The sequence below is a fragment of the Promicromonospora panici genome (assembly GCF_900608595.1).
Classification (GTDB): domain Bacteria; phylum Actinomycetota; class Actinomycetes; order Actinomycetales; family Cellulomonadaceae; genus Promicromonospora; species Promicromonospora panici.
This window is the reverse complement of record NZ_UWYY01000001.1, coordinates 356,312-377,126: the sequence shown is the minus strand read 5'-3', so window position 1 is coordinate 377,126 and position 20,815 is coordinate 356,312. Positions and strand designations below refer to the sequence as shown.

Annotated in this window: 16 protein-coding genes; 2 read left to right on the top strand and 14 right to left on the bottom strand. The window is 71.3% G+C overall.

Going from position 1 to position 20,815, the window contains the following annotated elements; genetic code table 11:
• Nucleotides 1-186: 186 nt before the first annotated feature.
• Nucleotides 187-765, top strand: coding sequence for a DinB family protein (locus EW117_RS01765; RefSeq protein WP_129783004.1), 579 nt, complete (start codon nucleotides 187-189; stop codon nucleotides 763-765).
• 128 nt (nucleotides 766-893) lie between these two features.
• Here the strand turns inward: EW117_RS01765 and EW117_RS01760 are convergent, their stop codons facing one another.
• The 8 genes from EW117_RS01760 to EW117_RS01725 form a co-directional block, all read right to left on the bottom strand.
• Nucleotides 894-3,197: a sodium-translocating pyrophosphatase gene (locus EW117_RS01760; RefSeq protein ID WP_129783003.1), complete on the bottom strand. Its 2,304-nt coding sequence runs from the start codon at nucleotides 3,195-3,197 to the stop codon at nucleotides 894-896.
• 186 nt (nucleotides 3,198-3,383) lie between these two features.
• Nucleotides 3,384-4,136 carry an HAD family hydrolase gene (locus tag EW117_RS01755; protein WP_129783001.1) on the bottom strand — a complete coding sequence of 251 codons (753 nt, stop codon included), beginning with the start codon at nucleotides 4,134-4,136 and terminating at the stop codon, nucleotides 3,384-3,386.
• Nucleotides 4,133-5,647, bottom strand: a complete 1,515-nt coding sequence (locus EW117_RS01750) for an NsdA family TPR-like regulatory protein (RefSeq protein ID WP_242504016.1) — start codon at nucleotides 5,645-5,647, stop codon at nucleotides 4,133-4,135. The genes EW117_RS01755 and EW117_RS01750 overlap by 4 nt, the downstream gene beginning before the upstream one ends.
• 406 nt (nucleotides 5,648-6,053) lie before the next feature.
• Nucleotides 6,054-7,424: a M18 family aminopeptidase gene (locus EW117_RS01745; protein WP_242504015.1), complete on the bottom strand. Its 1,371-nt coding sequence runs from the start codon at nucleotides 7,422-7,424 to the stop codon at nucleotides 6,054-6,056.
• 27 nt (nucleotides 7,425-7,451) lie between these two features.
• A complete protein-coding gene (locus EW117_RS01740) occupies nucleotides 7,452-8,336 on the bottom strand; it encodes a hypothetical protein (RefSeq protein WP_129782997.1) in 885 nt (294 codons plus the stop codon).
• Nucleotides 8,333-8,920, bottom strand: a complete 588-nt coding sequence (locus tag EW117_RS01735) for a SigE family RNA polymerase sigma factor (RefSeq protein ID WP_129782995.1) — start codon at nucleotides 8,918-8,920, stop codon at nucleotides 8,333-8,335. Before EW117_RS01735 ends, EW117_RS01740 begins: the two co-directional genes overlap by 4 nt.
• Nucleotides 8,921-9,095: 175 nt before the next feature.
• Nucleotides 9,096-10,787: a hypothetical protein gene (locus EW117_RS01730; RefSeq protein WP_129782993.1), complete on the bottom strand. Its 1,692-nt coding sequence runs from the start codon at nucleotides 10,785-10,787 to the stop codon at nucleotides 9,096-9,098.
• Complete coding sequence (locus tag EW117_RS01725) at nucleotides 10,784-11,377, bottom strand: sigma-70 family RNA polymerase sigma factor (protein WP_129782991.1); 594 nt, start codon at nucleotides 11,375-11,377, stop codon at nucleotides 10,784-10,786. Before EW117_RS01725 ends, EW117_RS01730 begins: the two co-directional genes overlap by 4 nt.
• Before the next feature lie 320 nt (nucleotides 11,378-11,697).
• On the opposite strand from EW117_RS01725, the gene EW117_RS01720 reads away from it, so the two are divergent.
• Nucleotides 11,698-12,960, top strand: coding sequence for an oxygenase MpaB family protein (locus EW117_RS01720; RefSeq protein ID WP_129782989.1), 1,263 nt, complete (start codon nucleotides 11,698-11,700; stop codon nucleotides 12,958-12,960).
• 12 nt (nucleotides 12,961-12,972) lie between these two features.
• Here the strand turns inward: EW117_RS01720 and EW117_RS01715 are convergent, their stop codons facing one another.
• The 6 genes from EW117_RS01715 to EW117_RS01690 all read right to left on the bottom strand — a co-directional run bounded on the left by EW117_RS01715 (nucleotide 12,973) and on the right by EW117_RS01690 (nucleotide 20,768).
• Entirely contained in the window at nucleotides 12,973-13,998 is a 1,026-nt protein-coding gene (locus EW117_RS01715) for a hypothetical protein (protein ID WP_129782987.1), read from the bottom strand.
• The gene (locus tag EW117_RS01710) at nucleotides 13,995-14,546 is read right to left on the bottom strand and encodes a sigma-70 family RNA polymerase sigma factor (RefSeq protein ID WP_129782985.1); all 552 of its coding nucleotides are present in this window, start codon (nucleotides 14,544-14,546) and stop codon (nucleotides 13,995-13,997) included. The genes EW117_RS01715 and EW117_RS01710 overlap by 4 nt, the downstream gene beginning before the upstream one ends.
• Before the next feature lie 129 nt (nucleotides 14,547-14,675).
• Nucleotides 14,676-16,457 (bottom strand): hypothetical protein, encoded by a 1,782-nt coding sequence (locus tag EW117_RS01705; protein WP_129782983.1) that lies wholly within the window; start codon nucleotides 16,455-16,457, stop codon nucleotides 14,676-14,678.
• Nucleotides 16,454-17,044, bottom strand: a complete 591-nt coding sequence (locus tag EW117_RS01700) for a sigma-70 family RNA polymerase sigma factor (protein ID WP_129782981.1) — start codon at nucleotides 17,042-17,044, stop codon at nucleotides 16,454-16,456. The genes EW117_RS01705 and EW117_RS01700 overlap by 4 nt, the downstream gene beginning before the upstream one ends.
• An 84-nt stretch (nucleotides 17,045-17,128) precedes the next feature.
• Nucleotides 17,129-18,886, bottom strand: coding sequence for an RNA polymerase sigma factor (locus EW117_RS30445; RefSeq protein WP_129782979.1), 1,758 nt, complete (start codon nucleotides 18,884-18,886; stop codon nucleotides 17,129-17,131).
• A gap of 82 nt (nucleotides 18,887-18,968) precedes the next feature.
• Nucleotides 18,969-20,768 carry a SigE family RNA polymerase sigma factor gene (locus tag EW117_RS01690; RefSeq protein ID WP_129782977.1) on the bottom strand — a complete coding sequence of 600 codons (1,800 nt, stop codon included), beginning with the start codon at nucleotides 20,766-20,768 and terminating at the stop codon, nucleotides 18,969-18,971.
• Nucleotides 20,769-20,815: the final 47 nt, after the last annotated feature.

The window sequence follows — 20,815 nt, the reverse complement described above, 5'->3', positions numbered from 1 at the left end:
CAACACCGCAGACGATAGCGGTCGCAGCCGGTTTTACACAGACCGTGGTGTGGTGCGGAGTGAAGACCGGCGTGCCGAACGCGCACGGTTGTGCCTGTCCCATTTTGCCGGATACGGGCGCGGTCCGCGCGCCGGCGGCAGTCAATGCGGTTGACCGGCGGCGGAGCCCCGGAGTGCACTGTGCGGATGACCACTGAGCGCTGGACCTCCGCCACCGTCTACCCCGACATGTGGGCGGATCCGGACGACGACCCGCGCGAGGCCCTGGCGAAGCCGGTCGGCGAGAAGGAAACTCTCTGGAACTACCTGAAGCACTACCGGCTCACGCTGGAGATGAAGTGCGACGGGCTCGACGCCGAGCAGCTGACGCGCCGGTCGGTGCCGCCGTCGACCATGTCGCTGCTCGGGCTGGTGCGGCACCTCGCGGCTGTGGAGCACAGCTGGTTCCAGCGCGTTCTGCAGGAACAGCCCGAGCTGCCCCGGCTGTTCGGCAAGTCGCCGGACAACCCCGACGTGGACTTCGACGGCGCCGTCGCGGATCCCGCCGTCGTCGAGGACGCCTGGGAGAACTGGCGACGCGAGGTCCGGGCCGCCGACGCCTGGATGGAGACGCTGCCCGAGGTCGACCTGGGCCGGACGGTCACCCGCGGCGACGACGAGATCCCGATCCGCGACGCCCTGGTGCACATGGTCGAGGAGTACGCCCGCCACGTCGGCCACGCGGACCTGCTGCGGGAATGCATAGACGGCCGAGTAGGCCAGTAGCCACCCGCCGAGGTAGAACCCTGGCGAGGTAGAACCAGGGCGAAGTAGAACCAGGGCGAAGTAGAACCGCAGCGGTGCTGCGGTTCTACTTCGCTACGGTTCTACCTCGCCCTGGTTCTACCTCGGCGTCAGACGGTGGCTTCCGCTCGGTCCTGCTCCGCCTGCTGTTCCGCGTCGACGCGGGTCGCGCGCACGCGGGACCAGATCACGGCGCCGAACGCCACGGCAGCCGCCACGAGGGCGATGCCGATGCGGAGCGCGTGATTGGCGTCCGCCGGCACACTGATCGCCACGACCGCCGGGGCGATCAGCAGCGCCACCAGGTTCATCACCTTGATCAGCGGGTTGATCGCCGGGCCGGCCGTGTCCTTGAACGGGTCGCCCACGGTGTCGCCGATGACCGTGGCGGCGTGGGCGTCCGAGCCCTTGCCGCCGTACTTGCCGTCCTCGACGATCTTCTTCGCGTTGTCCCAGGCGCCGCCCGAGTTCGCCAGGAAAATCGCCATGAGCACGCCCGTTCCGATGGCCCCGGCCAGGAACCCGGCCAGCGGCCCGACGCCGAGGCCGAAGCCCACCGCGATGGGTGCGAACGCCGCCAGCAGGCCCGGGGTGACGAGCTCACGCAGCGAGTCCTTGGTGCAGATGTCGACGACCTTGCCGTACTCGGGGCGCTCGTCGAACGTCATGATGCCCGGGTGCTCCCGGAACTGTCGACGCACCTCGAACACGATGGCGCCGGCCGCGCGCGTCACGGCGTCGATGGCGAGACCGGAGAACAGGAACACCGTGGCACCACCGAGGATGACGCCGACGAGCGTCACCGGCGAGATGATCTCGTAGCTGAGCATCGAGGTCACCAGCCCGGTACCCACGTCGCCGACCTGCGCGAGCGCGTGGGAGACGGCGTCGGCGTAGGAGCCGAACAGCGCGGTCGCGGCGAGCACCGCGGTAGCGATCGCGATGCCCTTGGTGATCGCCTTGGTGGTGTTGCCGACGGCGTCCAGGTCGGTGAGGATCTGCGCGCCCTCCTCGTCGACGTCGCCGGACATCTCGGCGATGCCCTGCGCGTTGTCGCTGACCGGGCCGAACGTGTCCATGGCGACGATGACGCCGACCGTGGTGAGCAGGCCGCAGCCGGCGAGTGCCACGAGGAACAGCGCGAGCGGCACGGAGCCGCCGGCCAGCAGGAACACGCCGCAGATCGCGGCGGCGATGATGCCCGCCGTGTACACGGCGGACTCGAAGCCCACGCCGATTCCGGAGAGGACAACGGTCGCCGCGCCGGTCCGGGAGGTCTCGGCCACGTGCAGCGTCGGCTTCTTGTCGGTGCCGGTGAAGTAGCCGGTCACCCAGAGGATGACGCCGGCGAGCACGACGCCGATGAGCACGGCGAGCGCGGACACGACGCGTGGGTCGGCGGTCACGCCGGAGAGGTCGGCGGTACCGGTCAGCCGGTCGAACGACGACGGCAGGTACGCGAAGGCGGCGATCCCGGCCAGCACTGCGCCGATGATCGCGGAGATGTAGAACCCGCGGTTGATCGCGGTGAGCCCGCTCTCGGACCCGCGGACCCGGGTGATGAACACGCCGAGCAGCGCGACGAACGCGCCGATGGCGGTGACGATCAGCGGGAACACGAGGCCCTGCTCGCCCATCGCAGCCTTGCCCAGGATGAGGGCGGCCACAAGGGTCACGGCGTAGGACTCGAAGAGGTCGGCGGCCATGCCGGCGCAGTCGCCGACGTTGTCACCCACGTTGTCCGCGATGGTGGCGGCGTTACGGGGATCGTCCTCCGGGATGCCCTGCTCGACCTTGCCGACCAGGTCGGCGCCGACGTCGGCCGCCTTGGTGAAGATGCCGCCGCCCACGCGCATGAACATGGCGAGCAGCGCGGCCCCGAAGCCGAAGCCCTCGAGCACGGCGGGCGCGTCGACGTCGTACACGAGCACGACGAGCGCGGCGCCCAGCAGGCCCAGGCCCACCACCGACATACCGACGACACCGCCGGTGCGGAACGCGATCCGGGCACCCTCGGCGCGACCGCCCGGCCGGGTCGCGGCCGAGGCGACGCGGACGTTCGCCCGCACCGCGAGCCACATGCCCAGGTAGCCGATCGCCGCCGAGAACCCGGCGCCGAACACGAACGCGATCGAGCGTCCGACGCGCACGCCGCTCTCGCCGGGCAACAGGAACAGCAGGCCGAACACGACCAGGGCGAACAGCACCAGAGTGCGGAACTGTCGCTTCAGGTAGGCGGACGCGCCCTCCTGCACGGCCTGGCCGATGTCCTGCATCTTGGCGGTTCCGTCAGGCGCGGCGAGCACCTGGCGGCGCAGCACGAACGCACACCCGAGTGCGGCAACCGCGATGACGGCGATCACCGCCACCGTGGTGTAGCTGCCTGCGCCGAAAACAATGCCGTCTTCGAGCATTCGTCCTCCTCGACGAGCTCTGAGGAAGTCCCCCAGAAAGTGTGTTGCCCTGCACGGGGTTGACCCGTACAAGGCCGGTACGCCCCGCCAGCGACGTCGATGGCGGGAAGAAAGCAGAGTCTACCCACATGTGACGGCAGTCACTATGTGGGGCGCGACGGGTCAGCGCGGTCGATCCGCTTGCATCTACTGGGTTCCGGCGCGGTCGGTGAGCCCCCGGATCTCCTGGAGCAGCCGCGCCGCGTCCGTGAGGTCGGGCAGCACGACGTCGGCGCCGGCCTCGGCGAGCCGCTCTGCCGGCGTCGTACCCGACGCGACGGCGATCACCCGCGCGCCACCCTCCATCCCGGTGCGGACGTCCTCGAGGGAGTCGCCGACGATCACGGTGCTGCCGACGTCGAAGGTGCAGCCGAACCGTTCGCCCGCGCGACGCTGCGCGACCGCGACCAGGGCGGGCCGGTGCGCGTCGTCGGACGAGAACCCGCCGATCGTCGCGTCCACGTACCGGTTCATGCCGAACACACCCAGCTTGATCAGGGCGTTTGCCCGGAGGTTGCCCGTGAGGACGGTCGAGACCAGGTCGGGCTCGGCCCCGACGGCCTTGAGCGCCTGCATGGCCCCGGGGAGCACGGTGCCGAACTGACGCACGTCCTCGGTGTGCGCCGCGAAGCGCCGCGGCACCACCTCGAGCATCCGGGGCAGCAGGTCGTCCGCCTCAGGGCCGGTGACCCCGTTGTCCTCCAGGAGCCCCCGGATCGCCAGCGGCATGGTGACGCCGGTGCCCTTCGCCGGGAGGCGTTCGGCGGGTCGTCCCACGACCTCGGCGAACGCCTCCCGATATGCCGTCCGATCCACCTCTCCGACGTAGACGAGCGTCCGGTCGATGTCCCAGAGCACAAGGACCCTGGCATCGCCACGGGAGGCGACCGATGCGGTCACGACGCCAGGGCCGAGATCCGCTCGGTCAGCACGCGCGCCCCGACCCCGGACCGTCGCGTCGTCGACCCGCCGCGCCGGAGGTCCGCGGACAGGTCGCGCAGGTGCTCGCGCAGCCGCGCCGACTGCACGGTCTCCGCGATGGCCACCGCCTCCTCGCCGGTCGCGCAGGCCGCGTCGAGGTCGCCGGCCCTGGCGTGCGCCTGGGCCGCCCGGCTGAGGAACAGCCCGTGCGTGCGGCGCTCGCCCGCCCGGTCCGCCTGGATCGCGTGGCCGAAGCTCTCCACGGCGCGGGCCGTGTTGCCGAGCGCGAGGTGCGCCGACCCGGACTGCCCGTGGATCTCGCCCTCGTTCATCCAGTACAGCCAGTGCGGGTCGTCCTCGCCGCGGCCGCGAGCGCACAGCTCCGAGGCCTCGCCGAGAGCCCGGCGTGCCGCCTCGCCCTCGCCGGCGGCGGCATGGCCGCGCGCCTGCCGGGTGAGCAGCGTCGCCGCCAGGTGCGGCGCGTCCAGGCGGGCGATCCGGCGTCGGCCGGCCTCCGCCGCGCGGACGGCGTCGCGCGGGTCCCCGCTGGAGTAGCCGTGGATCGCGAGGTAGGACAGGGCACCCGCGCCCAGCCGGTCGTCAGCCGCGGCGTGGGCGGCGCGCAGACCGGCCAGCATGTAGGCGCGGGCCGCGTCCGGACGGCCCGCGTCGAACGCGAACCAGCCCGCCTGCGTGGCGGTGTCCGCGGCGACGGCGGCGAGCTTGCGGCCAGTGACCTCGTCGTACGTGCTGCGCTCCAGCACCCGGACCACCAGGGCGAGGTGGGCGCGGGCCAGGTCGGCCACCGCCCCGCTGCCCGAGCCCTTGTCCATGACGCGCAGCTCGTCGAGCGTGCCCTGCAGGTGCCCGCAGAGCTCGAGCGACACCCGGGTGCCGGCGGTCCCACGGCGCAGCGGTTCGGCCTGCTCGGCGTCCCAGCGCTGGATCATCGAGTTCAGCGCGATGCCGGACGCCGGACGCGGCGACTCGCTCCCGGCCTCGTCACTCATGGCCGTGGCCGACACCGGGCCGTTGGCGTCCGCGGGCAGCCAGTCCGCCGTGTTGTCGGCGACGTGCGCGAGGCGCAGCGCGGTGAGCATGCGGTCCGCCGTCCACGGCAGGGCCGGGTCGGGGGCCGTGGGCGTCACGAACTCCTGCGCGGCGGGCTGCCCCGACGCGGCGGTGCGCGCGGGGGCTGCGGCGTCGGGCAGCGGGCTGATGCCCGGGAGCGGGAGCCGCACCAGATCCGGCGGCGTGCCCAGGCCCGTGAGGAACTGGACCACGCGCGAGACGTCGGTGAGGCGACGGTCACCGCACTCGAGCATCGACAGGTAGGACTGGCTCAGCCCGGTCAGGGCCGCGACGTCCTCCTGCCGCAGCGGGACGAGCTGGCGAACCATGCGGCTGACCTGGCCGAAGTCCCAGTCGGCGAGTGCCGACCGGACGGCTTCGTCCTGCCAGACGCGCGTGGGCACACTGGGAAGTGACACCACGGGGACTGACTCGGTACGCCGACACGCGGCGCAGCGAGCTTCGGAGTTGTAACGGCTGAGTACACAACCGCATCGGGCACAAGTGCGAACGGTGGCACGAGGCAACGGGGGCTCCTGAGGGTCCGGCATTTCTCTTTTGCCGAGTTCTCGGCTCGGATGACCACAGTGGTATCACCCCCACGAGGTCCATGCATCCGGACGGTACTAGGTATTTTCTTCCATGCCAACGGCCTACCGAGATCGTACGTTTTCGCAGGTCAGCCCCAGACTTATTTGGACGATTGTCCAACTCGTGCCCGAATTGAGTCAATTGTAGACCGGGACGGATCAAACAAAAACGTGCAAAAGCGCAGGTCGCTCCGAAGAACCCCGCTACCGCCTCGTTCCAGGAGGAATCGCCGGTTCAGCGGGCCAGCACGGCTCCCATCGCCCGCGCCAGGTACCACGGGTCGACGACGGCGGTGAGCTCGCGCGCCGAGTGCATCGACAAAATTGGCACTCCGACGTCGACAGTGCGAATGCCGAGCCGCGCCGCCGAGATCGGTCCGATCGTCGAGCCGCACGGCAGCACGTTGTTGGAGACGAACTCCTGGGTGGGCACCCCGGCCGTCGCGCAGGCCACGGCCCAGGCCGCCGCGCCGTGCGCGTCCGTCGCGTAGCGCTGGTTCGCGTTGATCTTCAGGATCGGGCCCCCGCCGGCCACCGGGTGGTTGGCCGGGTCGTGCCGCTCGGCATAGTTCGGGTGCACCGCGTGCCCGACGTCGGACGACACGTGCAGCGACGCCGCGTACGCCTGTGCCCGCTGCTCGGCGGTCGCGCCCAGCGCCGTCGAGATGCGGACCAGCACCTCCTCGAGGAACGGTCCCGCCGCGCCCGAGCGGGAGGCGCTGCCGATCTCCTCGTGGTCGAAGGCGGCGAGCATCTCGATCGAGGCTCCTCCGTTCGTCGGGCCGCCGTTCGTCGGGCCGCCGCTGGTCGGGCCGCCGGCGGTCGACGCAGCCCTGCCGAGGAGCGCCGTCAGCCCGGCATGCGTGGAGAGCAGGTTGTCCAGCCGGGCCGACGCGAACAGCGCCTGGCCGGCGCCGAAGGCCCGGCCGGGCTGCGTGTCGGCCAGGACCACGTCGTACCCGCCGATCGTCGCGGGGTCGACACCGGCGTCGGCCGCGAGCGCCGCCAGGACGTCGGCGCTCTCCGCGTCGCCGAGGCCCCAGACGGGCTGGGTGTGCCGCTGCTTGTCGAGGGTGAGCCCGTTGTCGTTGACGCCGCGGTCCAGGTGGATGGCGAGCTGCGGGATGCGCAGCAGCGGTCCGGTGCGCACGAGGTGCTCGGTGCCGTCGAGGGTGACGATCCGGCCGGCCAGCTCCAGCTCGCGGTCGAGCCAGGAGTTGAGCAACGGCCCGCCGTACACCTCGACGCCCGCCTGCCACCAGCCACCCGCGCCGCGGGTGGTCGGCTTGGGCTTGAGCTTGAAGCCCGGGGAGTCGGTGTGGGCGCCCAGGATGGTGAACCCGGTCGCGGGACCCGCGGCGTCGGGCACCGTGAAGGCGATGACCGAGCCGTCGCGGACCACGACGTAGCGCCCGCCCGGGGTCACGTGCCAGGCGGCGTCCTCCGCGAGGCGGGTGAAGCCCGCCCCCTCCGCGCGCCTGGCCACCTCCACGGCCGCGTGGTAGGACGACGGCGACGCCGTGACGAAGGTGCCGAGATCCTGGACGTGGGCGCGGGCGGCGTCGGGGACGGCGGGGAGCTGGGCGGGAGGCGTCTGGGCGATCACCGCCCCATTATGTAGCCGCCTCTCGGGTCAGCCGGCCGACCTGCGCACCACTTGCTGGTCCTCCGTGATGGTGACCGGCACGGGATCGCTGAGCACGTAGGGGTCGTTCTCGCCGGCGTTGTACTCCTGGATCAGGACGACGACGTCGTAGTCACCCGGGGGGAGCCGGTGCGGAAAGATGTCCTCGTCCCAGAACGGGACATCACCGGTGAAGGCGAAATCGTCCGGCACCGGTTCGGGTGCGCACATCGAGTTCGAGGCGAAGACGGTCACCGGGAACTCGACCGGGCCGCCGTTGCTCCGCACGGAGGGTTCCGCGACACCCTCCCGGAAATCGCGCGGGACGTCCACCACCGTCCCGTCGTGGATCCATACCAGGGTCGAGCCGTACCACTCGGTGCTCGGGTCGCCTGATGTGGGCGTGAGCCGGAACGGCACCGACATCTCGTCGCCGTCGTCGGTCACCTCGCCCGCGACCTCGAACCGGAATCCCTCGTCGGTGCTCGCGAGCTCGGCCGCGGGCATACCGCAGGTGATGTCGCCCACCCCCCAGGACCGCGGGCGGAACCCGTCCTGGATCAGCTCCAGGGCCGACGTCGGCTCCGGGCTCGCCGACACGCTCGGCGACGCGCTCGATGACTGGCCGGGAGGTGGCGGCGGATCCGCCGTCGGCCAGCCGAGCAGGCTGCCCGCGCCGAACGCGAGAGCTCCCGCCACGGTGAGCGACCCAGCGCCGAGCGCGGTCCGCTTGGCCGTCCGACGCCGTCGGGCTCGCCGCTGCATGACGCCCACCACGGCCGCGGGGCCGGTCGGGGAGTCGGCCGGGACACCCTGGTACATGGCGGCCATCGTCTCGCTGAGCAGGTCGGCGCCCTCCGGGTCGGTCCACCCGTCGTCCACGTCGCGGTTCATCGCGTGCCCCTTCCGGAATCGATAGCCGTACCCGGCGCGCCGTCGGGCTGAAGCACGTCGCGCATGGCGTGCAGGGCATCGGACAAGTACCGCTTGACCGTGCCGGGCGCGACGCCGATGGTCTCGGCCACCTGCGGGATCGTCATGTCCTCGAAGTACCGCAGCACCACGCAGGAGCGTTGCCGCGGGGTGAGCCGCGTCAGCGCGTGGACGACGTCGGCTCGCGCCGTGATGCCCGACTCGGGCGACCGCACCCAGTCGCTCGTCGCGACCACCGGCTCGATCTGCGCCCACTTACGCTGTCGCCGCCAGCCGTCCAGGTACAGGTTGAGGACCGTGCGGCGCACGTACGCCTCGGTGTGAGTGGCCCCCCGTCCGTCCAGCAGGATCGTCCGCATGCCCGACGCCGGACGCGCGCCCTCCACAGGTTTCCCCGGCGGCCGCAGCCGCGAATAGACCTTGACCAGTGCGTCCTGGACGAGGTCCTCGGCCTGGCGGACATCGCCGCAGAGCACGTACGCATATCCGACCAGCGCGGTGCCGCGCTCTGTCGCGAGCCGCTCCAGGTCGTCGCTCCAGCTCATCTCAGGCCCCTTCCAGCCATCCCTACAAGCCCAGACGAACGACTCTTGCCGAACGTTGTACGGAAGGGTCACGGGTCCGCGAGGTAGAGCGCCTGTCCGAGTCTCCCCTGTATCACCGGGAGACTCGGACAGGCGCTCTACTTCGCGGATCTACCTCGCGGACTCGTCGTGGGGATCAGTCGCCGGCGGAGTAGTACAGCCAGTCACCCGCCATGTTCATGCCGACCCGCATGCCCTGGTAGCCGTCCGGCCGCTGGGCGTCAGCTTCCTCGGCCGTGAGCAGGCCCGCGTCCACCACCTCCTGCCACGCCTCGTCCGAGTCGGCGAACTCCTCGGTCGCGACCCGCGGCCAGACGACGGTCGCGTCAGCCGTGTCCTCGTCGACGATCGCTGCGGCGGTGTCGGTCAGCAGCGCCGCGAGCGTCCGGTAGTGCTCCGTGCCGGACTCGGGCAGGGCGAAGGTCTCCTCCGGGGTCTCGGCGCCGGACAGGAGCTCCGTCCCCGACTCCTCGGTCAGCGCGATCAGCGCGTCGGAGTCGCAGTCCATCGCCGCGATCACGATGGACCCGGCCGTCGCCGCGGTGCTCCCGGTCACCGAGTTCCCCGGAACGAACTTCGGCTCGAAGCCGGTCGATGAGCACTCGGGCCCGGCGTCTCCGCCGACGGGCGTGGCCGGCTCGAGGGACACCCAGAGCCGCGCGACGCCGTCGGGCACGTGCGGCAGCCGGATGTCGATGGCCTCCCCGTCGGCTGCTGCCAGGGGCCCGACCTCGTCCCCGGCCTCGTCTCCGTCGCACGAGATCTGGGTGGACCCGACCACCTTCCCGGTGGACGGCACGACCAGCTCGATCGGAAGCAACGCCTCCGGGTCTCCGCCCGCACACTGACCGTGCACCCTCAGGTCGGTGTCCGACGGGTAGCCGCTCTGGGTCATCTCGGCCCTGATCCAGTCCGCGGTGCGGTCCAGCTCGAACCGCGCGATCTGGCCCTCGACGGGCTTCGGGAACTCGACGGTGGAGTCGCCCTGTGCCGCGCCCGGGCTCAGGCTGCTGTGCGGGGCGTCGGCGTTGACCCGAACCAGCACCGGCTCGCTCACCGCCGTGGCCCGCTGGCCCGGAGCGACCTCCGGGAAGGCGACCACCCGGACCTCGTAGTCCCCCTCGGGCAGCGGCGCCTCATAGACCGGGTCGATATCGGTCGACATCGGCGAGCACGTCGACGCCGAGCCACCCGTGGCCGCGACGGCGCCCGGGGCGCCGCCCAGGAGCGGCTCCGCCTGCTCGCCCGCTGCACCGAAGACGTTCGGGCCCAGGTCCTGCACCACGCCGTCCTTGCTCCACACCAGGACTGGCGCGACACCCAGCGTGCCCTCGCCGTCCTGCAGAGTCGACGCCATGCCCCACGACGTCGAGACCCTGCCCCCGAGGTCCGCCGTCCGCGCGTAGATGTCACCGGCCGACGCCACCGACCAGCCCGGCGCCGTGGACTTCAGGTCGTCAACGGGCATGCCACACGTCAGGTCGCTCCAGTCGAGCCAGGGCGGCTGGTAGCCGTCCTGGAGCTGGAAGTCCGGCGCGGGCGACGACGCGCCCGGCAGCAGCTCGGACTGCTGCGGCGGAGCGAGCTGCGCTGCCCCGAGCACCATGGCGCCCGCAAGGGCGAGTGCTCCGCCGCCGAGCCCGCCCAGCTTCGCCGTCCGACGCCGCCGCACCCGCCTGCTCATCACTGTCATCGCCGCGGCCGGCCCCGTGGGCGACGCGGGGTCGACCCCGCCGGCCATCGCGCTGAAGGTCTGCTTCAGGAGACCGGCCTCCGCCGGGTCCACCCAGCCGTGGTCCTGGCCCGGGCTGTGGTCGTGCTGGTTCATCGCAAAACTCCTTCTGCTGTGGCCGCTCCGGCCGGTTCCAGTACGTCCCGCAGGACGCGCAGCGCGTCGTGCAGATGCCGCTTGACGGTGCCCGGGGCGTTCCCGAGCGTCTCCGCCACCTGCTCGATGGTCATGTCCTCGAAGTAGCGCAGCACCACGCACGCACGCTGCCGGGGTGTGAGCCGGGCGAGCGCGAGCACCACGTCCGCGCGGGCCGTGATGCCCGAGTCGGGAAAGCGCACCCGGTCGTCCGTGGCAACCCTGGGCTCGATGACCGCCCACTTCTTCTTGCGGCGCCAGCCGTCCAGATACAGGTTCAGGACCATGCGGCGCACGTACGCCTCCGCGAACTCCACCGGTGCGTGCGCGGCGCCGTCCCGCGCGTTCTCGTCCAGTGGCAGCTGGTACACGCCCAACGTCGCCTGACCGCGCCGCCCGCCCGGACGCACCAGGCGGGAGCAGTACTTGACCAGTGCCTCCTGCACCAGGTCCTCGGCCTGCCGGACGTCGCCACAGAGCGTGTACGCGTACCCCACGAGCACGCTGCCGCGTTGCGCGACGAGCGTCTCCAGGTCTTCGTGCCAGCCCATTGCCGGCTCCTTCCTGCCAACTTGAACGTCCCGACGAACCAACCCCCAGAAAGGTTGGGGCGTTTCGCATCCGATCCCGCACGACCCCTGCCGAAGCTTGTTCATGCTGCCCTACGCTGCTGCGCATGGAGCCCAACCAGGGTGGCGCCCGCCGGTGCCTTGGCGGCCGGGGCTGACTTTCGTTCAGCAGGCGTCAGGCAGCCGTTATCGGGTGGGTTATGGCTCTTCCAAGCCTGCTGAACAGAGTCAGCACCGCGGCCAGCCACACCATCTACTTGGGGCGCTTCTGGCGCAGGGCAGTCGCGGGTCAGGATGGGGGCATGGTGCATGGGGATACAGCGAACGACGTCGGGCAGCCCGCCGCGCCGACGTACCCCCTCCGGTTCCGCGCCGCCGAGGCCCGCGGGGCGCGGATCGGCCGGCCGCTGCGCCTGCTCGGGCGGGTGCGCGGCGTGGACGAGGCCCTCATGGACCGGATCGGCCGCGCCTTCTTCGAGGCGGACGACGCCGGGGCGGCGCTCGCGGCAGCGATGCGACTGCCTGCGGGGACGCCAGGGCGCGTGACCCACCGGCGGCTCCGGGAGGCGCTGGCCGACGGCGGCGGGGACGCGACGCAGGACGGGGCCCGAGTCGGCGCGGATGCGCCCGAGGCACTGCGACGCTTTCTCGACGAGGCCACCGACGTGCCCGGCTGGGTGGACTGGGACCTCGTCGAGAAGGGCGCCGCCGTGCTGCGGCGACTCGGGCAGAACGCCGGCGACGTGCTGCTCCAGCTCTCGCTGGTCGGCGGTTACCGGTTCGGCGGCCCGGCGGACCTGCTCGCGGCGACCGGCGCATTGACCGGCGGCACGGTGCGCCGGCTCGCGGAGACGCAGGAGTGGACGGTCGGTCTGTCCGAGCCCGGGGCGCTCCGGCCCTACGGCCCCGCGTGGCGGGCCACCGTGCATGTCCGGGCGATGCACGCACTGGTCGGCGCGTCGTTCGGACACTGGGACACCGCACGCTGGGGCCTCCCGATCAACCAGGCCGACCAGGCCGCGACGCTCGGGCTGTTCGACGCCACCCTGATCCTGGGGTGCCGGACGCTCGGGGCGCGCATCCCGCCGTCGGACAGCCGGGCGCTGATGCACCTGTGGAAGTGGGTGGGGCACCTGATGGGCGTGCACCCCGACTTCCTGGTCGACGACGAGTGGGCGCGAAACCGCATCAACTACCACGTGCTGCTCGCGCAGGCCGGGGTCTCGGACGCCGGGCCGCGCCTCGCCCAGGCGGTGGTCGCCGCCCAGGCCGACCGGACCTATCCCGGCCCGTCCTGGTGGCAGCCGTGGCGGGCGCGGTTCGAGCGGGAGCGGCTGCTGTCGATGCTGACGGCGTTCCTCGGGGTGCGCAGCATGCGCGAGCTCGGGCTGCCGCTGCGCCTGCCGTGGGCGCACGCGTACCTGCTGCCGCTCAACCTCTGGCGGTACCACGTTCTCGGCCGCTCGCGCTGGGGCCGGGAACGCCTCGACCGGTGGGGCCGACGCCGGAGCGACGCGATCCTGGCCAGCTACGTGTCAGATGCTCAGGTCAGCGGAGTGACCTGAGCATCTGACACGTCAGGGGATGGTGACGGTGACCGGGTCGCTGACCACCAGGTAGTCCTCGCTGGCGCCGTCGGTCCCAGGGTCGCCGATGTTGTGCGCCTCGACGGCCCGCACCTGGTAGGTCCCAGCCGCGCGAACGTTGTCGTAGAACATGCCGCCCTCCTCCTTGTCCGCCTCGACACAGCTGCTGTACGACGGCGCGAAGGCCTCGCCTGCCCACTGCCTCGCCTCGTTGAGCCGCTCCGGGATCTCGTAGTTGGCCTCTCTCCACGCCTGGCCGAGGTCGACCACCCGTCCGCCCTGCGACCAGACCAGCAGTGGGGCGTCCCCGATAGTCTCCGTGCTGCCAGAGGTTCCGGGGGCGACGTACCCCGGCATCTCTCCCATGATCTGTACCGGAATCGATGCGGCGTCCCCACGCCCGTAGTGCAACTCCCCGATGATCTTGATCGTCAGCGAGGGGCTCGTCGACACCAGATCCTCGTCCTGCATGCCGCACCACACGGGCCAGTCGTCTCCCCACGGCTGATACCCGTCGTCGAAGGGTGCGGTGATCACGTTCACCGGTTCCTCCTCCGCCACTGGCGACGTGCTCGCCTCCGGTGTCGGTTCGACGGACGCGGCTCCCGACGGTGTCGCCTCCGGCGTGCTGGACGGCGACGGCGAGGGCGACGGGCTCGCCGACACAGTCGGGCTGGGCGAGACGCGCGCCGTCGGGACCTCGGACGGTACGGGTCCCGTCTCGGTGCTGTGGATCGTGGGCCGCCCCGGCAGCGGTTCCGACCGGGTCCAGGTCGAGGCCTGCGCGGCACTGAAGGCGAGCGCGCTGACGACAACAGCCGTGCTCAGCCCGACGGCCCCGGCCTTGGCGATGCGCCACGTCCGGACCCTGCGGCGCAGGAGGCCGAGGTTCTCCTCGGGCACGCTCGGTACGCCGGGGGGCGTGGCGCCGTCGACCAGCGCGCCGATGGTCTGCCGCAGGACGTCGCGGCCAGGACCGAGATCGGCGTCAGGTCCAAGGTCATCGTGGCTGTTCACAGGAGGCCTCCTTCCGGCACCAGCACCCCACGCAGGGCGCGGATCCCGTCGGCCAGGTGTCGCTTGATGGTGCCCTCGGCGATGCCGAGCGTGGCGGCGATCTGGGGCACGGTCAGGTCGTCGTAGAAACGGAGCACCACGCACGCCCGCTGGCGCGGGCTCAGCCCACGCAGGGCGACGGTCACGTCGGCGCGGGCGGTGATGTCCGACGCCGGCGCCTTCACCCGGTCCTCGACCGCCACCTTGGGCTGAGCCTTGCGCCACAGCGCGAACCGCCGCGTCTCGTCGAGGTAGAGGTTGAGCATCGTCCGGCGCACGTACGCCTCGATGCCGGCGTGGCTCCCGCCGTCGTGCAGGGGAAACTCGGTGTGGCCCTCGGTGCCGGCCGCCTCCGGGCGGCGGAACCGCCGGAAGACGCGGACCAGGGCGTCCTGCACCAGGTCCTCCGCCCGGCGCACGTCACCGGTCAGCGCATACCCGTAACCCACCAGGGCGCGCCCTCTGTTCGTGACGAGGTCCGTGAGCTCGTCATCCCAGCGGGTGCTCATCACGCACCTCGGTCCAGCTGTTCTCCGGCCACCGTGTCCGTCCCCTCGCCCGGCGGGCCCTGTGCCCCGCTCTCACACACATACGAGCGGGGCACAGGAACCGTTGGGACGTGGACCGGACTTTTTCAGTCAGGGGTTGGCGGCGTTGTAGTACCGCCAGGTGCCGGACTGGTCGATGCCGATGACCATCCCCGTGTAGCCGAACGTTCCGTCCGCCCGCTGGGCGTCGGCCTCCGCCTGCGTGAGCAGGCCCGCGTCCACGACCTCCGCCCAGGCGTCGTCCGAGTCAGCGAATTCCTCGGTATCGACCCGCGGCCACGTGATCGTCTCGTTCCCCGGGTCCCCACCGTTCACGACGCCGGTGGTGCCGGCCAGCAGCCGGACCAGCGTCTCGTACGGCAATGTGTCGTTCTCCGGCAGGCCGAAGACCTCCTCCGGGGTCTGGAGGGTGGACATGAGCTCCGTGCCGTGGTCGGTCGCCAGCTGGATCATCCGCTCGGAGTCGCAGGCGCTCGCAGCATTCACGATGGCCTGGGCGGTGGTCCCGGCGTTCGGGCTCGGCGAGTTCGCCGGAGCGTACTGCATGTCGAGATTGCTCGCCGAGCACTCGGCGGAGGCGTTCCCGCCGTCGGACGTCGGGGCGAGGGCCGCCCAGAATCGCGCGACGCCGTCGGGGACGGACGTCAGCCGGATGTCCACGGCCTCCTCGCCGCCGCCGACCACGGGATCCGACTCGAACGGGGAACCGTCGCACGGAACCTCGCCCGACCCGAGCGCCTCGTTGGTGGACGGCTGCACCACCTCGTAGGTCACCACGTCCGCCGGGGCCGTGCTCTCGCACTCCGCGGTGACCGACGGCGTACCGGTCGTCACGTACCCGCGCTGCGTCAGCTCCGCCGTGACCCAGTCGGTGCTGCGGTCGAGCACGAACCGCGAGAGCTCGCCCTCGGCCGGCTCCGGAGGCTCGATCGTCGCAGGGCCGCCGCGCGTCCCGGTTGCGGTGTGCGCGCCGTCAGCGTCGAGGCGGACAGCGACGGGGTCGCTCACCGCCGTGGCCCACTGACCCGAGGCGGTTTGCGGGAAGGCGACCACTCGCACCTCGTAGTCACCCTCCGGGAGCGGCCTCTCGTAGGTGTCACTGGTCTCGGTCGCGGTCGGCGCACACGACGTGAACGCACCGCCCTGGGCTTCGACCGTTTCGCCTCCGTGATCCGGCTCGATCACGGCTGGACCGAGCAGCGGCTCGGTCTTACCCGGCGCCTCGAAGACGTTCGTCCCGAAGTCCACCACCACGCCATCCTGGCTCCACACCAGCACCGGGGCCACGTCGAACGAACCCTCACCCCCGGCGATGTGCGCCGGCATGCCCCACGTGGTCGAGGGTTCACCGTCGAACGCGGAGGTCCGGGCGTAGATGTCCCCCACCGACGCCGCCGACCAGCCAGCCGCTGTCGTCACCAGGTCCGCCACGGGCATGCCGCACTGCAGGCTGGCGTCCACGTCCCGGATCCACGAGGGCTGGTACCCGTCCTGGATGACACTCGTCGCGGGCGGCCCGGCCCGGCTCGGCTCCGGCACCTCGGTCGCGGACTGGCTCGAGGACCCGCTCGGCGACACCTCCGGCGTCGTGTACGCGTTCTGGGACGTTCCCGGCGGCACCGGGTCGCCCTGGCCCAGCAGTGTCGTCTGCGTGGCGCCGAAGGCGATCCCGCCCACCAGCACCAGACTCACACCGGCGAGTCCGCCGATCTTGGCCGCGCGACGGCGCCGCACGCGGTCACGCACCACTCCGAATGAGACATGCAGGTCGTCCACCTCCGCACCGGGCATCTCGTCGGCGGCGCCACGGAGCGCGCCGCTCAGGAAGTCGTTCTCGTCGTTCCAGCCTTCATTTCGGTCGATGGGGCTCATCGGGCGGCCCTCCCTTCGGCAGGTCGGAAGTCATCGGGGCGCAGGATCTCCTGCAGGCTCTTGGTGGCGTCGGACAGGTAGCGCTTGACCGTGCCCTGGGCCGTCCCGAGGGCCTCGGCGATCTGCGGCACCGTCATGTCCTCGAAATAGCGCAGGACGACGCAGGCCCGTTCGCGAGCGCCGAGCTTGGCCAGCGCCGCCATCACGTCGACGCGGGCAGCCGCGGCCTGGTCGGCGCCGCGCGTGCTGGGGTCGTCGCTGAGCAGGTGCTTGACCCCGGACCAGCGCTGGCGCTTGCGGTATCCGTCCAGGTAGATGGTGAGGACGGCGCGACGCACGTAACCCTCCGCGTTGGTGAACGGGGACTCGGTCGCTGACTCCAGGTCGTGCGCCTGGCTGCCGGCGGCCACGCCGACGGACCTGCCCTTGCCTGGTGCCCCGCGTAGCCGCGAGTAGACCTTGACCAGTGCGTCCTGGACCAGGTCCTCGGCGAGCGCGCGGTCCCCGGAGAGCATGTAGGCATAGCGGACGAGGGCGCTTCCGCGCGTCCTCATGAGCTCATCGAGCTCGTTCTCCCATACCGCCATGGCCACCTCCCCGGTGCGCGAGTGCTGTCATCGTCTCCACAACCACCATGACGCGCACCGGGGAGGTTTCGTTGGTCTGCTGTATCAGCCTCGGGATTCGTACGAGAGCCCCTGCCAGATGCTCGTCGAGATGAAGCGACGCTCGTCTGCCGAGCCGGGGTCGATCTCCATCAGCGCGTACACCTCGTATCTTCCTGAGGGCATCCCCGCGGCTGGATCTTCCAGACAGGTCAGGTCAGGTTCCGCGCGCGGAACGACGATGGGCGTGCCGCCCTTTTCGTCGACCCGAAAGCGTTCCGTCGGCTGGGACGCGACGTCGGAACCGACGGAGACAACCCGGCCGTCCCTGAGCCAGACCAGCGCGACCGAGGTGCGTGTCGTGTTTATTGCCTGGCCCTCAGCCGTATCGAATGTCATCGTCACAATCTTTTTCGAGGTCGCCGTCGTCAGCGAGTCCGGGCCCCAGGTGAAGTACGACCTGCCCGGGATGTCCGACGCGTAGTCCCCGCACGCCAAGCTCGTTCCTTTCAGCCACGGCGGCTGGTAGCCCTCTCGGACGTCGACGTCGAGCGGCTCCTCGTCCGGCAGCTCGACCGCCGGGACGTCCATGGTGACGGGCTCGCTGACCGCATAACCGTCGATGCCTCCGTCTCCGTCGCTCCACCACAGCACGGCGTATACGTCGTAGGTGCCGGCTGGACGCTGGTCCAGGTACTCCTGCACGTTCGGAGTACCGTCGGTTGTCCACCTCCCGCACGCAGTGGCGGAGTCTGCCTGGGCTACGTCAGTGGCGGACTCACCGGCGTCAGGCAGCGAATACTGGCCTTCGAGCCAGCCCGGCCCGATATCCACCACCCGGCCGTCGCGCGCGAAGACCAGCTGGGGAGGTACGCCGCTGAGGTCCGAGCCGACCTGGTCGACCCGGGTGATCCGGACCGGCGCCGCCAGGTGGGCGTCCTCGCCCTCCCCCACGACCTCGGCGTTGCCGCTCAGCTCCAGGCCTACGGTGTCGGACGTCGACGTCAGGGCCGTCACCTCCATGCCACAGTGAAACGGCCCTTCCACCTCCGGCCACCCGGATGGCACCCAGCCGCCGACCGCCGCAGTCGAGGCATCCGGACTCGGGGTCGCCGGCGGCACCGGCTCCGACAGCAGCCGCGAAGGCCCCCACCACGCCGCGACGGCCAACAGGCCCGCGAGCACCATCGACACTCCCGCCACGGCACCGACCTTCACGGCCCGACGGCGGCGCACCGCACCCGCCACCGCATCCAGCCGCTGGTCCAGGTTCGTGTCCACCTCCGGCGCCGGGACGTGCGCGAGCGCGCCGCGCAGCACCTCCAGCGCGTTGAAGAGGTGTCGTTTGATCGTGCCCGGCCTCGTCCCCAGGGCCGCGGCGATCTGCGGCACCGTCATGTCCTCGAAGAAGCGGAGCAGCACCGCCTCGCGCTGCCGAGGGGAGAGCTGCCTCAACGCGACACCGACGTCGACCTGCGTAGTCACAACCTGCTCCGCCCCAGGCACGTGCGCGTCGTCGGCCAGGAGGTGCTTGATGCCTGACCAGTGGTTTCCGCGCCGGCACGCGTCCAGGTAGATCGTCAGGATCGCCCGCTTGACGTACGCCTCGGCGTTCGTCATCTGGGGCTGGTCAAGGTTGACGACCTGCGGCCCGCCGTTGCCCATCTCGGGCGGACGGCGCAGGCGCGAGTAGACCTTGACCAGCGCGTCCTGCACCAGGTCCTCCGCCTGCGGTTTGTCGCGCGTCAGCGAGTACGCGTACCCGACCAACGCACCGCTGCGCCGCCTCACGAGCTCCGTGAGCTCCGTCTCCCAGTGCGCCATGTCCGACGTCCCCTCTCCCTCTCATGTTCCCTGACGGGTGGGGGAGGGAGAACGATGATGGTGACAGAAAGTTCGCCCGACTTCATTCCTCGACGATGTACTCGGACCCTGTGCGCGCGGACATGAACTGCCGCTCGCCACCCGAGCCGGGGTCGAGCTCCGTGAGGGCATACAGCTGGTAGCCCCCGGCGGGCATCCCGGCGTCCGGGCTCTCGAGGCACGTCCGGTCGGGTTCGATCGGCACGACGACAGACGTCTTGCTCTTCGCGCCGAGCTGCAGGCCCCACGCCGGCTGGGACCAGACGTCGCTGCCGACCCCGACCACCCGACCCGCGCTGAGCCAGACCAGGGTGATCGGCGTGCGGGTCGTGTCGACGGCCCCGCCTTCGGTCTCCGTGAAAGTGACCGTCACCTCGGAGAACGGGACGGTCTCCCGGTCGGCGGCGGTCTCGACGCCGACCGTCAGGCCGGACCGCTCAGAGGGCTTCTGCGGGCCGCCCGGGATCTCGGAAGCGTAAGCCCCGCAGGCCAGGCTCGTGCCTTCGAGCCACGGCGGCTGGTAGCCATCGCGGATTTCGACGGTCAGCGGCACCTCGTCCGGCACCTCGATCGCGGGGATCTCCATGGTGACCGGCTCGCTGACGGCGATGCCGCTCATGCCCGACTGGCCCGCTGGTTCGTCATAGGAAGCCCATGGCAGCACTGCGTACACGTCGTAGGTGCCCGCCGGGCGCGCGTCCCGGTACTGCTCGAAACCCGTCATGCCATCGGTCGTCCAAGCGCCGCAGGCGGTGGTGGCGCCCGCCTCGGCGACGTCGTCCGCCGACTTGCCGGCGTCGGGCAGGACGTGCCCGCCGCCCTCGTTCCAGCCACCGCCGATATCGACCACCAGGCCGTTCTGCGCGAACACCAGCTCGGGGAACCGGCCGTCGATAGACAGGCCCTCGGTGTCGGTCCTGGTGATCCGGATGGGCGCCTCCAGGAAGGCGTGGTCCCGGAACTCGTCCCCGTCCACCAGCTCGGCGTCGCCGGTGAGCTCCACGCGCACGGCGTCCGACGACGACACCAGGTCCGTCACCTCCATGCCACAGCGGAACTGCTCGCCCAGACCTTCCCAACCCATCGGCGCCCAACCCCCACCGACCGCCGCGGCGTCCGGACTCGGGGTCGCCGGCGGCACCGGCTCCGACAGCAGCCGCGAAGGCCCCCACCACGCCGCGACGGCCAACAGGCCCGCGAGCACCATCGACACTCCCGCCACGGCACCGACCTTCACGGCCCGACGGCGGCGCACCGCACCCGTCACCGCGGCCAGCCGCTGGTCCAGGTTGGTGTCGACGTCCGGCGTGGCGACCTCGGCGAGCGAGGCACGCAACAGTTCCGTCGCGTTCGAGAGGTGCCGCTTGATCGTGCCCGGCCTCGTCCCCAGGGCCGCGGCGATCTGCGGCACCGTCATGTCCTCGAAGAACCGCAGCACCACCACCTCGCGCTGCCGCGGGGACAGCCTTGCGAGGGCCGCACCGACGTCGACGCGGGCCGTCGCGACGCGGTCCGCGCCGGGCGAGCGGTCGTCGTCGGCCAGGAGGTGCTTGAGACCGGACCAGCTGTTCTGCCGCCGGTACCCGTCGAGAAAGATCGTCAGGATCGCCCGGCGCACGTATGCCTCCACATTGGTCAGCTGGGGACGGTCCAGGTCGACGACCTGCCGCCCGCCGTTGCCCATCTCAGGCGGACGGCGCAGGCGCGAGTAGACCTTCACCAGCGCGTCCTGCACCAGGTCCTCCGCCTGCGGCTTGTCCCGAGTCAGCGAGTACGCGTACCCGACCAGGGCACCGCTGCGCCGCCCCACGAGCTCCGTGAGCTCCGTCTCCCAGTGCGCCATGTCCGACGTCCCCTCTCCCTCTCATGTTCCCTGACGGGTGGGGAGTG